Below are 13,303 nucleotides of genomic sequence, written 5' to 3' on the forward strand. Positions count from 1 at the left end.
GGCGTGCTCAGAATTCCAGCGTCACGCTGGCATGCACGGTGCGCGGTGTAGACGCAAACACATAGGTTGCCCCCCAGTAGGTAGTGGGTGCTTCACGCCAATAGATGCGGTCCGTCAGGTTTTCCACCTGCAGATTCCACACCAATGACTGGCCGCCGATTCGGTGGCGGTAGCTGGCGCCTGCATCGATTTGCCAGCTGGCGGGTAGCTTGGTGCTGCCGTCGGCGTTGGCCGTCTTCTCACCCTCGGCCACCAGCAGACCATGCACCGAGAAGCCCGGCAGATCTGCCGCCTTGTAGTCCACAAACAGCGATGCCTTGGTCTTGGGTACGTTGGTCACCGGCTTATTCACCAGCGCGGGCGACAGGGAAGCGCTGACCCAGCGTGCTTCCAGCAGCGAGACGGTAGCTTGCAGCGACCATTGGCTGCTCAGAGCGCCTGCGGCACCAAGTTCCAGCCCACTGTGGCGCGCGGTCTTGGCGCCGCCCACACGCTGCAACAAACCACCAGCGACCGGCGTGTCGTCAGCAAACGGCTTGTCAATCGAGAACGCCGCGGCGGTCAGCAGCAAGCGATCCAGCGCCTGCCACTTCACACCCAGCTCCACCTGCTCGCTCTTTTGTGCCGGCAGCACCTCTCCTGCGTTGGAGAATTCTTTGGTCTTGTTGGGTACCGCGTCCAGCTCCACGCCCTGCCCCCAGGATGCGTACCAGGTGGTGGAAGGCATTGCTGTCCAGGCCACGCCAGCCCATGGCGTACTTACGGTTTGCGACAACGCAATGGCGCGGCTGCCATCGCTGCGCGCGCTGTTGCGGTCCAGTTGGCTGACGCGCACACCGGCAAACGAGCGCACCGTGGAGGTCCACTGCGTGCTGATCGCCGCATAGCCTTCGGTGGTTTTTTCACGGCTGTTGGTGTTGAGCGCGGTCAACGACGGGTCTGCAGGTAGCGTAATCGGCTGGTAGATATTGGTGGTACCAACATAGTTGTAGGCCTGCAGCGGCGCCAGATCGGTTGTGTTCTCACGGCCGCTGAAGCCAAAGCGCAGTTGCTGTGGCAGCCCCAGCGCGACGGTATTGCCCTTGACCTGTGCGTCCCAGGAGCGCACCTTGCGCACTTCGCCTTCGCTGCGGAAGTCGTAGATATCGACATCGCCGTTTCTGCACAAGCCCGGGTAGACATTGCCACAGCCATCGGGGAAGGCCAATCGGTCATCGATCACCGTGCGCTGCGCACTGAACCCAGCCTGCGCCTGCCAGTCGGTGTTGATACGGTGTTTGACCGTCATTTGCGCAATGGTGCTGGTGGCTTCCATCGGCAGCGACCAGCTCTGGTTGTTCAGGTTCAGGCGCGGCTGAATACGTGCGGGCAAGGCGTCGCCCACGAAATCACCATTGCTGTCCAGCAAGCCAAGGCCTGGCACGGAAGGCTGCACCTTGTGGTGGTATTCCAGGTCTGCCGCCAGGCTCGTATCCGCAGACAGTGGCAACGCGAGCGCCACACTGGCCAGCTCGCGCTTGCCATTGGCACTGTCCGCCGCTGGATGCAAATTTTCCTGCACCAGATTGACCCGCAAGCCCACCGCACCCAACTTTGTGTTGGTGTCCAGATGCACTTTGCTGCCGCCCTCCTGATCCGTGCCCACCATCAATGTGGTGAATGCATCAGGCGTCGGCGTCTTGGTCACCAGATTGATCAGCCCGCCCGGTGCGCTGACGCCGGATTGCAGACCGCTGACGCCCTTGAGCACTTCGATGCGCTCCTTGTTCTCCAGCGCAATCGGCGTGTAGCTGGAAACCGCCAGACCGTTGCGCAGCGTGTTGCCATCGCTGTTCAGCGTGAAGCCGCGCACCGACAGGTTTTCCAGGTAGCCAGTGGTGTTGTAGCTGTCTGCCAGCGAGGCGTCGAGTTTGATCGCCTGCGACAGGCTGCTGGTGGCATTGACACCCAGCAGATCAGCGCCCAGCACGGTGATGCTTTGCGGCGTTTGCGACAGTGGTATGCCCCAACCGCTGACGTCGGCGCGATCGGCATCGAGCACTGGTGCAGCCTTGGCTGAAACCACGACATTGCTGAGCGAAGCGGGTTGGGTTTGTGCCCACAGGGGCGATAAAACAAACGTACCGATGGCGGTTGCCATGGCAGTTTTGCGAAGACATAGAAACGCCATCGAGAAAGTCCTTTTCGACGGCAGGGGGTGTGCACCAATAGCCAAACGGCCCTGTTAAGACGGAGTTCGGGTGTTGGAGCGACGCTTCCCTGCGCAAGTATTACCTTGATCAAGTTCCAGGGTGTTATCTCAGCCGTTGGTCTTTGCCGACCGTCAGCACCCCTAGCGTGTACGACCGGGCTTGAAGCCCAGCCGATGTGTGAATTGTAATCCGGGTCGCGCAGGACCCTAGTTCATTGCCATTGCGGAATGGACTGCCGGATGTGTTGGCTCAACTCGCGGGCCCATGCGGAATAGCCCTTGGGGCCAGGGTGGATGCCGTCTTCGGCCAGGCCCAATGCGGCGGACATATCTGGATGCCGCAGCATGGTGCGGCGACATTGCGTGCCCACCAATCCGTGCGCGAGATGGCGGTTCATTTCACTGGCCCAACGTCCGGAAAACCAGCGCAGCGGCTGAGGAATGGCGGAGAAGGCGTGTAAGGGTGGAGCTGCACTGTGCACCAGCAAACGCGGATTGAAACGGCGCGCCACCACATGCGCCAGACGGTTTTGCCAAGTGACCCAATCGCGCGGTGCGCGCAGGCTGCTGACGTCGTTGCCGCCCATTGAAATAATGACAACATCGAAGGCTTCGCGCGGTGCGTCTTCGAGCAACTGCACCAGACCGGGAGAATCCAGACCATTGATGGCCATCAGTTGCCACTGCACGGTATTGTGTTCGGACAGCAGGCTCACCAGTTGCCCACACAGAGCCTCATCCTGGGACGTGGCGCCAACGCCTGCCGCAGCCGAATCTCCAGCAACCAGGAGGCGCACCAGTGGGCCGCTACCGGCCATACCGCTGCGCGCACCCGGAGGCTCAGGCAGGCGTGGAGTGATTCGACGCACGTACTTAGCTTGCAGCCAGAGAACTGGCCCCAGTACCACCATCCAGAAGTAACGTTCCAAGTCAGACATGGGGCAGTACGTGGGCCAATGTGCGTGCTAATCAATCACGACAGGTAGTCGCGCAAGGTCTTCTTGGCGTCCTTGGCTTTTTCCTGGATGTCGCCAAGGTTCTTTTCGGCGCGGCCCTCGACCTGCTTGGCGATGCCTTTGATTTGCTGTTCGGTGCTGCCAATCAGCTTGCCTGCTTTTTCTTGGACCTTGCCAGCCAGTTCTTCGATCGCACCGTGGGCTTGATTTGTATTCATGATGGTTCCTTTGCAAGTGGTTAAGTTGAAAAGAGCACGAGAGAGAATTGCCCGAACTCAACTGCATGGTAGGAGTGAGTCGCCAAGCTGACTGTGCCCTTGCGCACATATGCAGCAAATCTCGTAACATGGTGTTTCGCCCTCTGGAGACACCCCATGACTGAATCGATACACCACCGTATTTGCCCCCTATGCGAGGCCTGCTGCGGGCTGGAAATCAAGGTCACTGACGGCAAGGTCGCCAGCATCCGCGGGCATGAAGCCGATGTCTTCAGCGCGGGCTATATCTGCCCCAAGGGCGTGGCCCTCAAAGACCTGCACGAAGACCCGGACCGCTTGCGCACACCGCTGATCAAACGCAACGGCGTGCATGTGACAGCCACCTGGGAAGAAGCCTTCGCCGAGATTGAAAAGCGCCTACTCCCCATCATCGCCGCGCATGGCCGCAACGCCACCGGCATCGTTGTTGGCAACCCCTCCGCACACAAGATTGGCCTGCTGACCTACTTTGGCAAGCTGGCCCGCGCGCTGGGCACCAAGAATGTGTTTTCTGCATCGACGTTGGACCAGATGCCCAAGCAGCTCTCAAGCGGCCTGATGTTCGGCCACTGGCTGTCTGTGGCACTGCCCGACATCACCCGCACCGACCTGCTGCTGGTGATTGGCGCGAATCCGCTGGCCAGCAATGGCAGCATGTGGACCGTCCCCGATTTCAAAGGCAAGGCCAAGGCGTTGCAAGCGCGCGGCGGCAAGCTGGTCGTGATTGACCCACGCCGTACCGAGACCGCGGCCATGGCTGATGCGCACCATTTCATTCGCCCCGGCGCCGATGTGTTTCTGTTGGCTGCGATGGTGAACACGCTGTTTGCAGAAAAGCTGGTGAAGGTGGGCGACAAGGCCGAATGGGTTAACGGCGTAGACGAAGTGCAACAAGCAGTTGCCCCTTTCACTGCTGAAGTGGTGGCCGCACGCTGCGGCTTGGACGCGGATGCCATCCGCACGCTAGCCCGCCAATTGGCCGCTGCGCCGCGCGCGGCGGTCTACGCGCGCATTGGCACCTGCACGCAGGAGTACGGCAGCCTCGCAAGCTGGCTGGTCGATGTGCTTAACACGCTCACTGGCAATCTGGACCGCGAAGGCGGCATGCTGTTTGCGAAATCCGCCGCATTCGCGACCAACACCACTGGCAAGCCCGGCATTGGCAAAGGGGTAACCACCGGCCGCCACAAGGCCCGCGTCAGCGGCGCGCCCGAGGTCTATGGCGAACTGCCGATGACCTGTATCGCCGAAGAGATTGAGACCGAAGGCGAAGGCCAGATGCGCGCGCTGTTCACGGTGGCGACCAACCCGGTGCTGTCCAGCCCCAACGGCCCGCGCCTGGCGAAAGCGCTGGACAAGCTGGACTTCATGGTCAGCCTGGACATCTACCTGAACGAAACCACGCGCCATGCCGACGTGATCCTGCCCGGTCTGTCGCCGCTGGAGGAAATGCACTACGACGTAGCCTTCCCGCAGCTCTCCTGGCGCAACCACGCGCGCTACAGCCCTGCAGTGTTTGCAGCCCCCGAAGGTCAACCCGAAGAATGGCAAACGATCTTGAAACTCGCCGCCATCGTGCAGGGCAAAGGCGCGCAGGCAAACGCGAATGCACTGGACGATGCGCAGTTTGCGGAAGACGCGCAGCGTCTGTTTGGAGAACATGCCGGCGCGGTGATTGCCGCAACAAAAAATTTGCGCGGCCCGTCACGCGGCCTCGAAGTCGCATTGCGCACCGGGCCCTACGGCGACCAATTCGGCCGCAAACCGGATGGATTGACACTGGCCAAGGTCGTCGCATCCAACGCCAAAGGCGGCATTGATCTGGGCGAACTGCAACCGCGCATCCCCGAAATGCTGCGCACACCGAGCGGAAAGGTGGAGCTGGCGCCACCCATGTTGCTACAAGATTTAGAGCGGGCTACGCAATCCCTGCGCGCGCCAGCGGCCGATTTGGTCATTATTGGAAGGCGTGATGTGCGCTCCAACAACAGCTGGATGCACAACCTGCCCATCCTCGCCAAGGGCCCGATGCGCTGCACCGCGCTGGTCCACCCGACCGACGCAACGCGCCTGGGCCTGCAGGATGGCGCGCTCGCCCATATAGCGAGCGGCCCGCGCAGTGTGCAAGCGCAGGTGCACGTGAGCGCCGAAATGATGCCCGGCGTGGTCAGCCTGCCGCACGGCTGGGGCCATGACCTCAAGGGTGCCAAGTTGACGCTCGCCGCCGAGCGGCCCGGTGCCAACCTGAACGCGCTGTTGGACGATCAACTGCGCGACCCTTTATCGGGCAATGCTGTGCTGGGCGGTGTGGCCATCACAATGCGCGCTGTCGCAACTGCCTGAGATTTCCCCACGGCATGACCGCTGACTTCATCGCCGGCTTTCTGTCCGGCACTGCGCTGATCATTGCGATCGGCGCGCAAAACTCGTTTGTGTTGCGCCAGGGCATACGGCGTGAGCATGTGCTGCCCATCGTGCTGGTCTGCTCCATCGCCGATGCGTTGCTGATCGTCGCTGGCATCGCAGGTCTGGGTGCGTTGATCCAGTCCAACCCCATGCTACTGAGCGCAACCCGCTACGGCGGAGCAGCCTTCCTGCTGTACTACGGATGGACGGCCGCACGGCGCGCCCTGCAGCCCCACCAACTCAACGTCAACTCCAACGAGGGCAGCACGCTGGCTGCGGCTATGGCGACGTGTCTGGCGTTCACATTCCTGAACCCGCATGTCTATCTGGATACCGTGATCCTGCTGGGCTCGCTGGCCAGCCAGCGCGGTGAAGAGGGGCGCTGGGTATTTGGCGGTGGCGCAGTCACGGGCAGTTTTGTCTGGTTTTTCAGCTTGGGATTTGGCGCGCGACTGTTGGAACCCGTGTTCAGAAAACCGGTAGCATGGCGCGTTCTGGATTCGTTGATTGCGCTGGTGATGTTCGGTCTGGGCATCAGCCTGCTGTTTGTTTGAATGCTTCTACACCCGGAGTTCCCATGAAAAAATCCCTGCCCGCAGCCGCTCTGGCTGCCGCACTTGCCATCGCGCTGTCTGCATGCAGCAAACCTAACGAAGCACCAGCGACTGCGGCCGCCAGCGCGCCTGCCCCCGCTGCCGCTCCAGATCTGAAAGTGGCAATCGACCCCACCTATGAGCCCTACACCTTCAAAACCGCAGATGGCAAGCCCACCGGCTTTGACATCGACTTTGCGCTGGCCGTATGCGCCGAAATCAAGCGCAACTGCGTATTCGTCGAGCAGACCTGGGACAGCATGATCCCGGGGCTGATGGCCAAAAAGTACGACGTGATCATCAGTTCCATGGGTATCACCGAAGAGCGTTTGGCGCAAATTGATTTCAGCGACAAGTACGTCAACACGCCGAGCCGCATCGTCGTCAAGAAAGGCACCAAATACGAAAATCCGGCCTCCCTCAAAGGCAAGCGCATTGGTGTCGGCAAATCGACTATTCAGGAGAAGTACGCGATGGGTGAGCTGGCACCCGCTGGCGTCAAGATCGTCCCCTACGAAGCGCAAGACCAGGTCTACCTGGACATCAAGTCCGGCCGTCTGGATGGCACCGTGTCTGACTATGTGGAAGTCCTGGGTGGATTCCTCAGCAAGCCTGAAGGCGCAAACTACGAGGCTGTCGGCCCGGATCTGTACGAGCCCAAATACTTCGGCATCGGCGTCGGCATTGGCATGCGCAAGGGGCAGGACGCGTTCAAGGCTGAGCTCAACACCGCCATCAAGGCCATCCGCGCCAATGGAACCTACAAAACCATCAACGACAAGTATTTCGGCAAGTTCGGACTCGACGTCTGGGGCAAGTAATACCCTCGCCGTTCGCTGAACGGCTGAGCGTCTACTGCGTCGGATCCCGGTAAATCAGCTCAAACAAGGTGTCGTCCGGCCAGCCTTGGTCATGCAACGGCACGTAGTACACATAGCCGTCGTACTTCTTGCCCGGCAGATTGTGATAAATCTGGATCCGATTGCCATATGCCATCTGAATGGCAACGACCGACTTGGATGAGGGAAACAAGTTTTTAACCTGATCGCTGCTACAGCTACCGTCCGCCGAACTAAACAGCGGGCGAGGAAAGAGACGGCCCGTATTGCCATTGACGGCATCCGATACCTCGCACTCCAGACGCAGGTCACCCAATCTGCGGAAATTGGGGGGAACATCCGGCGAGCGGATGTCCGGGCGCCAGCGGTAGGTACCACTTTTCTGGTTTAACACCAGTTCGGCCGATTCCAGATTCGCAGTCTTCACTTCAGGCAGCCGGAACCTGCCCAATGGCCCCAGAGGGACAGGGACTATGCCTTCATCGAATTGAATCGACATCGCGACACCGTCAAAGTCCAGCCACGGCTGACGCGGAAAAAGTGCGAAATACAAATCGGCGCGTGGCGCAAGGCGGTGGTATTTATTGAAAGCTACCTCGCCCACCTTGAGCTGCTTGTATGACCGCCATGCCGGGTCGGAATTCAAGTTCACCGAAACCGACCCCAACTCAAGCTGGTAAGCCGGTGGCGCAGTTTGTGCGAACGCTGCGCCTGCCACCAGTGGCAGCGCATACCAGCCAAGGCGTATGCCCATCAATTTCCCCATTTGTATCTTTAGAAGCTGCCATGGTAGTGCCTGGGGAATACCCCGGCCTTGCAAAGCACCCGTCGCGCCCCACCTGCGGGACACGATGAATCTCAGGCTCAACTGGAAGCGCCCTCTTTTCTACTGTCTGCTGCCGGTGCTGCTGGTACTGTGCTTCGTCGGCTTTCCGATACCCGTTGCGCCATGGCAGCGCCAGAAGCCGGGGCAGGAACAATCGATTCCGGCTGATGAAAAGAAGGGTCCCCAGCGCGGCTAGGTGGCGGTCGCTATCATCGGAAAAACCGATTCGATAAAAGCATGACGCCATCTACTCCTAACGCAGCCGGCGCACCGGCAACCTTCACCGGCTACCAGAAATTCGTCGCCGGACTGCTGGCTTTCCTGCAGTTCGCGGTGATTCTGGATTTCATGGTGATGTCGCCGCTGGGCGCGATGATCATGCCGGCGCTGCACATCACGCCAGGCCAGTTTGGCATGGTGGTATCGGCCTACGCCTTTGCCGCCGGTATCTCCGGGCTGCTGACGGCGGGCTTTGCGGATCGCTATGACCGCAAGAAGCTGCTGCTGTTTTTCTACACGGGCTTTGTGTTGGCTACGCTGTGGTGCGGGCTGGCGCCAACGTTTGAACTGCTGCTGGCGGCGCGCATCGTCACTGGCATCTTCGGCGGCGTGATCGGTTCCATCGTGATGGCGATTGCCACCGACCTGTACGCACCGCAACTGCGTGGCCGCGTGATGGGCATCATCCAGACCGCGTTTGCTGCCAGCCAGGTCATGGGCCTGCCCGCCGCGCTGTACCTGTCCAACCACTTCGACTGGCACGCGCCGTTCCTGGCTCTGGTGGTATTTGGCACGATTGGCGGAGGCATCATCGCCTGGCGCATGCAGCCGGTGGCAGATCACTTGGGCAAGCCGCAGGAGAGAAGCGCCTTCGCGCATCTGTTGCACACGCTGAGCGAGCCGCGCTACCTGACAGCGTTTGCGACCACCGCACTGCTCTCCACCGGCGGCTTCATGCTGATGCCATTTAGCAGCGCATTTGCGGTCAATAACCTGGGTATTCCGCTGGAGCGTCTGCCGACGATTTATCTGATCACCGGCCTGTTCACGATCTTCGTCGGCCCGCTGGTAGGTAAGGCGGCCGATGCAATTGGCAAGCTGCCTGTGTTTATCGCTGGCAGTGCGCTGACGATACTGATGGTGATGATCTACACGCACCTGGAGATGGTGCCGTTCTGGGTTGTGGTGGTGATCAACGTGATTCTCTTCATCGGTATCTTCTCGCGCATGATTCCGTTCCAGGCGATGGTCAGCTCGGTGCCCGATGTGACCCAGCGTGGCGCCTTCAGCGCGATCAGCGCGTCGACCCAGCAACTCTCGGGCGGCTTTGCCTCGCTGGTTGCGGGCCATATCGTCGCCCTGGGCGCGGACGGCAAGCTGCAGAACTTCACGGTCGTTGGCTACGTCGTGGTGGTCACCACGCTGATCTCTGTGGGGCTGGTGTGGAAAGTGCAAAAGGGCATACGGGAACATGCAGCAATGCTGGAGGCCAAATGAAACTCTATTACTCTCACAACTCGAACCCACGCATGACCGTAGCCGTCGCACGGCATGTGCAGGCACCGGTGGAGTTCGTCCGTGCAGCGCCGCTCGCGCCCGAACAGATCGATTTCTTCCGTACGCTCAATCCGAATATTCGCGTTCCCATCCTGGTCGAAAACGGTGTGCCCCTCTGGGAGGCCGATGCCATTGCCTGCCGACTGTGCCAGCTGACAGGTTCCGATTTGTGGCCCGCCCCCGCACGCCTGCCTGAGCTGTTGCGTTGGCTGAGCTGGGCGCACCAGCATTTCAATCCGCCGTGCAGCGCGTTCTACTTTGAAAACATCGTCAAACCCACGTTCACGACGGACCGGGCTGAGCAGTCTGCCATGGACGCCCATATGCAGGAGTTCCGTCGGTTCGCAGACATCCTAAACGGCGCCTTGAAAGGCCGACGCTGGCTGATCGACGACACACTGAGCTATGCCGACTTCCGCGTGGCGCTCGTCTTCCCGTATGCGGCCAAAGCAGGTCTGCCATTGGCCGACTACCCCGAAGTCCAACGCCTGTCGAACCAGCTGGACGAGCTCGACGCCTGGCGCGATCCATTCCAGGGTTTGGAATAGCAGGCCGGCACACGGGTCATTTGGCGGCCCAATCCATCGCCAACTTGCCGCCCGCAGCAGATATCGCACTGACGCAGGTGCCCCAGGCGATGTCGATCAGTGTCAGCCCCACTGGCCAATCGCGCAAGGTCGCAAGATTGGTCAGATCGTAAGTAGCGTAGGCAAAGAATCCAAACAGCGCTGCCATGGTTAGGGTCTTGCCCCAAGTTGATTCACCGGCTTGCGGCACAACCGCGAAGACGATGATGCCAGCTGCGTACACCGCGTAGAACAACGCAGCGACAACCATCCTTGGTTGATCAGCCATCAAGTGCCCAATGCCCTGCTGGTAGATCGTTTTTGCGATCAACCTCAGCCACAGCATGTCGAGCGCGACCATGACGGCCGCAGTTCCCACGTAGGCCGCAAGATACTTAATCATCCGGCATCATTTCGCGACGACCACTCAGCGGCTATTCAAGCGGCCTATCAACAGTCCTGCCGCCAGTGCGATGCCAATGGATTGAAGTGGATTGGCAACGATATATTTGCGGGTGTTTTCCAGGGCGGTGTGCTGTATTGCCATCAGAGAATCGGACTTCTCACTGATCCAGGCCTGCGCAGGCTCGGCCACTGCCACGGCGCTGTCAATCGCCTGATGACCCAAGTCTGCCGCATGATCGACCATGTCATGTGCGCCGGTCACGGCGCCCACGACCAGCGCTTCTGCAGAGCTCATGTTGTCGGAACCGTTGTTCTTGTTGCGTGTGTGGGTGTTCATAGGGGGCTCCTGTAAAAGAAATGAAACCGTTGCCTGAAACTGTCGGCTAAGCGGATTCAATACCCCATCAATCGCCCCGTCTGTGCACTGCCTTACATAACGGCCGCATTGCCGAGCAGCCGCTGTTCCTGAGGAACGGGCTGGTCATTGCCATTGACCCATGAAACCATGGTGTCCGGCGTCATGGGCTTGGCAAAGAGAAAACCCTGGAGATCGTCGCAGTGCAGACTCGTCAGCACATCGCGCTGGGCGGCCGTCTCCACGCCTTCGGCCACCACCTTGAGCCCCAACACATGGGCGAGACCGATCACCGCCTCCACAATGGCCCGTGCGTCGGCGCTGAATTCGAGGTCCTGCACAAACGAACGGTCAATCTTCAGCTCTTCCACCCGCAGCCTTCGCAGGTAAGACAAGCTGGAGTAGCCGGTGCCAAAGTCGTCAATCGACAGCTTCACGCCAATACCGCTCAGGTCTTCAAACACCTGCAGCGTGCTCTGCGCATCCTCCATCGCCACCGATTCCGTAATTTCGAACGTCAGCAATACCGGATCAATCTTGTGGTGCGCAACCGCTGCCGCAATACGCTGTGCCAGGTCTTCCTGGCGCAACTGGTGCACCGAAAGGTTGATTGCGACACGCATTCGCATGCCCTGCGCGGACCAAACTGCAACCTGCCGGCATGCCTCGTCGATCACCCAACTGCCCAGTGAACCAATCAGGCCGAAGCGCTCGGCCACAGGAATGAACAACGCTGGGCTCAGCATGCCGCGCTGTGGATGGTGCCAACGCACCAGCGCCTCAACGCCGGTAATGGTGGAGTGGCTTGCGCTCATCTTCGGCTGGTAGTACAGCTCAAGCTCATCGCGCTCAATGGCCTGCCGCAAGTCACGCTGAAGTTCAATCTGCTCGCGCACACCCGCGTTCATGTGGGGCTCGAAGAATGCGTAACTGGATCCGCCGGCCCGTTTGGCCGAATACATGGCCGCATCCGCGTGTGCCATCAGATCTTCCTGCGACCCGTCAGACGGAAACAGCGCGATACCGATGGAGCATGACAGGTGAATCTCATGCCCCTCTTCGCTCATGGGCTCGTTGATCACGTCAATGATGCGTTGTGCCATCTGCGCAATGGCGGCCGAGTCGGATGCGCCTTCGCGCATCAACACGAACTCATCACCACCCACACGGGCCGCGGTATCAGTTGCGCGCAATTGAATCGAAAGGCGGCGACCGATTTCACGCAATACGCCGTCGCCGATACGGTGGCCGAACGAGTCATTCACCGGTTTGAACCCGTCAAGGTCGATGAACAGAATGGCCATGCTGGTGTCGTCACGGCGGCAGCGCTCCACCGCGGAGCTGACGCGGTCATCGAACAGCAGCCTGTTGGGCAATCCGGTCAGGGCATCCCGAAACGCGATCTGCTGCAGCTCCGTATTGGCAGCCTTCAGCGACGCAGTCAATGTCTCGGCTTTGCCCTGCATGCGGGCATCCAGCGTCGATGTGAACATGGTGATGCTGAGCAGAATGGCGGCAGCAACCGTGACCAACAGGCCCAGGCTATCGCCACGCAGCTCGTTTGCGCTCAGGCATACGCTATCTGCCGAAAACCCGGCCGCGGCCATGCCCGTGTAGTGCATGCCGCAAATGGCGGCACCCATCACCAACGCCGCGACCATTTGCCAGTTGCGCTCAGCGCTACCGGTCAGGTTGCGCAGCATGAAGAAGATCAGCAGTGCCACCGTGGATGCAGTAACCGCAATGGCGGCGGAACCAAGAATCAAAAGCCAGTTCCACTGGATACCGGGTGCGATGTCCAGCGACGCCATGCCGGTGTAATGCATGGTGCAAATTCCGGCGCCCATGGTCAGCGACCCGGCGGTCAACCGGCCCAGGGTAAGTTTGGAATAGCTCGCGACATACAGTGCCACTGCCGACACGGCCACTGCTGCCACCCAGGACAGCGCGGTGATGAGGTAATCGAACCCCACCGCAAAAGGCAGCGAGGCGGCGGACATGCCGACAAAGTGCATGGACCAGATGCCGGTGCCCATCACCATGGAGCCGCCCACCCACCAGGCCTGTGCAATGGCCTTGTCTTGCGAGCGCACGCGCTTGGCCAGATTCAGCGCCACGTACGACGCGAAACTGGCAATCACAAACGAGAGCGCCACTACCCAATGGTTGTAGCTGACATCGACAAGGGCTGATTGCATAACAACTGACTACACGGCGAAACGGACACCTGACTCCTCAGTCGTAGTGTAGGCAGCCACTGGTAAAAAGTGTGTTTGAAGGGTATTTTTTGGGGCTAGGTCTGCACACCTAAAATTCTTGCAAAATACCTCTGAAACGCCCGCAGATATTGCG

12 protein-coding genes and 1 riboswitch are annotated in these 13,303 nt (G+C 60.1%); of the genes, 5 read left to right on the forward strand and 7 right to left on the reverse strand.

All coding sequences use genetic code 11. The features are described 5' to 3' along the window. Positions 1 to 7: 7 nt before the first annotated feature. The 3 genes from AC1DV6_RS16710 to AC1DV6_RS16720 form a co-directional block, all read right to left on the reverse strand. Complete coding sequence (locus tag AC1DV6_RS16710) at positions 8 to 2,140, reverse strand: TonB-dependent siderophore receptor (RefSeq protein WP_477979402.1); 2,133 nt, start codon at positions 2,138 to 2,140, stop codon at positions 8 to 10. 99 nt (positions 2,141 to 2,239) lie between these two features. Next, positions 2,240 to 2,344: riboswitch (TPP riboswitch) on the reverse strand. Between the two features lie 59 nt (positions 2,345 to 2,403). Further along, positions 2,404 to 3,129, reverse strand: a complete 726-nt coding sequence (locus AC1DV6_RS16715) for an SGNH/GDSL hydrolase family protein (protein WP_477979404.1) — start codon at positions 3,127 to 3,129, stop codon at positions 2,404 to 2,406. A gap of 35 nt (positions 3,130 to 3,164) precedes the next feature. Then, complete coding sequence (locus tag AC1DV6_RS16720; protein ID WP_477979406.1) at positions 3,165 to 3,365, reverse strand: CsbD family protein; 201 nt, start codon at positions 3,363 to 3,365, stop codon at positions 3,165 to 3,167. 156 nt (positions 3,366 to 3,521) lie between these two features. Here AC1DV6_RS16720 and AC1DV6_RS16725 point away from each other — a divergent pair, with 156 nt between their 5' ends. From AC1DV6_RS16725 to AC1DV6_RS16735, 3 genes are read left to right on the forward strand one after another with little or no spacing between them, the layout of a single operon-like run. Beyond that, entirely contained in the window at positions 3,522 to 5,747 is a 2,226-nt protein-coding gene (locus AC1DV6_RS16725; RefSeq protein WP_477979407.1) for a molybdopterin-dependent oxidoreductase, read from the forward strand. Between the two features lie 14 nt (positions 5,748 to 5,761). Then, positions 5,762 to 6,364: an L-lysine exporter gene (lysE, locus tag AC1DV6_RS16730; protein WP_477979409.1), complete on the forward strand. Its 603-nt coding sequence runs from the start codon at positions 5,762 to 5,764 to the stop codon at positions 6,362 to 6,364. 23 nt (positions 6,365 to 6,387) lie between these two features. Then, positions 6,388 to 7,224, forward strand: coding sequence for a transporter substrate-binding domain-containing protein (locus AC1DV6_RS16735; protein WP_477979411.1), 837 nt, complete (start codon positions 6,388 to 6,390; stop codon positions 7,222 to 7,224). 31 nt (positions 7,225 to 7,255) lie between these two features. Here the strand turns inward: AC1DV6_RS16735 and AC1DV6_RS16740 are convergent, their stop codons facing one another. Beyond that, on the reverse strand, positions 7,256 to 7,996 hold the full coding sequence (locus AC1DV6_RS16740) for a hypothetical protein (protein WP_477979413.1): 741 nt from the start codon (positions 7,994 to 7,996) through the stop codon (positions 7,256 to 7,258). A 309-nt stretch (positions 7,997 to 8,305) separates the two neighbouring features. On the opposite strand from AC1DV6_RS16740, the gene AC1DV6_RS16745 reads away from it, so the two are divergent. Next, positions 8,306 to 9,565, forward strand: coding sequence for an MFS transporter (locus AC1DV6_RS16745; RefSeq protein ID WP_477979415.1), 1,260 nt, complete (start codon positions 8,306 to 8,308; stop codon positions 9,563 to 9,565). After that, entirely contained in the window at positions 9,562 to 10,173 is a 612-nt protein-coding gene (locus tag AC1DV6_RS16750) for a glutathione S-transferase family protein (RefSeq protein ID WP_477979417.1), read from the forward strand. Before AC1DV6_RS16745 ends, AC1DV6_RS16750 begins: the two co-directional genes overlap by 4 nt. Positions 10,174 to 10,189: 16 nt before the next feature. On the opposite strand, the gene AC1DV6_RS16755 is transcribed toward AC1DV6_RS16750, so the two are convergent. The 3 genes from AC1DV6_RS16755 to AC1DV6_RS16765 form a co-directional block, all read right to left on the reverse strand. Then, positions 10,190 to 10,594 (reverse strand): DUF2177 family protein, encoded by a 405-nt coding sequence (locus AC1DV6_RS16755; protein ID WP_477979419.1) that lies wholly within the window; start codon positions 10,592 to 10,594, stop codon positions 10,190 to 10,192. A gap of 24 nt (positions 10,595 to 10,618) precedes the next feature. Continuing rightward, entirely contained in the window at positions 10,619 to 10,933 is a 315-nt protein-coding gene (locus AC1DV6_RS16760) for a glycine zipper domain-containing protein (protein ID WP_477979421.1), read from the reverse strand. 92 nt (positions 10,934 to 11,025) lie between these two features. Further along, positions 11,026 to 13,149: an EAL domain-containing protein gene (locus tag AC1DV6_RS16765; protein ID WP_477979423.1), complete on the reverse strand. Its 2,124-nt coding sequence runs from the start codon at positions 13,147 to 13,149 to the stop codon at positions 11,026 to 11,028. Between the last annotated feature and the right edge of the window lie 154 nt (positions 13,150 to 13,303).

It is taken from the genome of Rhodoferax sp. P2_H8_2, from assembly GCF_056403235.1.

What these genes read in the sequence shown, in the direction of transcription:
- AC1DV6_RS16710 (WP_477979402.1), bottom strand. Translation starts at nt 2,140, where the DNA reads ATGGCAACCGCCATCGGTACGTTTGTTTTATCGCCCCTGTGGGCACAA.
- AC1DV6_RS16715 (WP_477979404.1), bottom strand. Translation starts at nt 3,129, where the DNA reads ATGTCTGACTTGGAACGTTACTTCTGGATGGTGGTACTGGGGCCAGTT.
- AC1DV6_RS16720 (WP_477979406.1), bottom strand. Translation starts at nt 3,365, where the DNA reads ATGAATACAAATCAAGCCCACGGTGCGATCGAAGAACTGGCTGGCAAG.
- AC1DV6_RS16725 (WP_477979407.1), top strand. Translation starts at nt 3,522, where the DNA reads ATGACTGAATCGATACACCACCGTATTTGCCCCCTATGCGAGGCCTGC.
- lysE (WP_477979409.1), top strand. Translation starts at nt 5,762, where the DNA reads ATGACCGCTGACTTCATCGCCGGCTTTCTGTCCGGCACTGCGCTGATC.
- AC1DV6_RS16735 (WP_477979411.1), top strand. Translation starts at nt 6,388, where the DNA reads ATGAAAAAATCCCTGCCCGCAGCCGCTCTGGCTGCCGCACTTGCCATC.
- AC1DV6_RS16740 (WP_477979413.1), bottom strand. Translation starts at nt 7,996, where the DNA reads ATGGGCATACGCCTTGGCTGGTATGCGCTGCCACTGGTGGCAGGCGCA.
- AC1DV6_RS16745 (WP_477979415.1), top strand. Translation starts at nt 8,306, where the DNA reads ATGACGCCATCTACTCCTAACGCAGCCGGCGCACCGGCAACCTTCACC.
- AC1DV6_RS16750 (WP_477979417.1), top strand. Translation starts at nt 9,562, where the DNA reads ATGAAACTCTATTACTCTCACAACTCGAACCCACGCATGACCGTAGCC.
- AC1DV6_RS16755 (WP_477979419.1), bottom strand. Translation starts at nt 10,594, where the DNA reads ATGATTAAGTATCTTGCGGCCTACGTGGGAACTGCGGCCGTCATGGTC.
- AC1DV6_RS16760 (WP_477979421.1), bottom strand. Translation starts at nt 10,933, where the DNA reads ATGAACACCCACACACGCAACAAGAACAACGGTTCCGACAACATGAGC.
- AC1DV6_RS16765 (WP_477979423.1), bottom strand. Translation starts at nt 13,149, where the DNA reads ATGCAATCAGCCCTTGTCGATGTCAGCTACAACCATTGGGTAGTGGCG.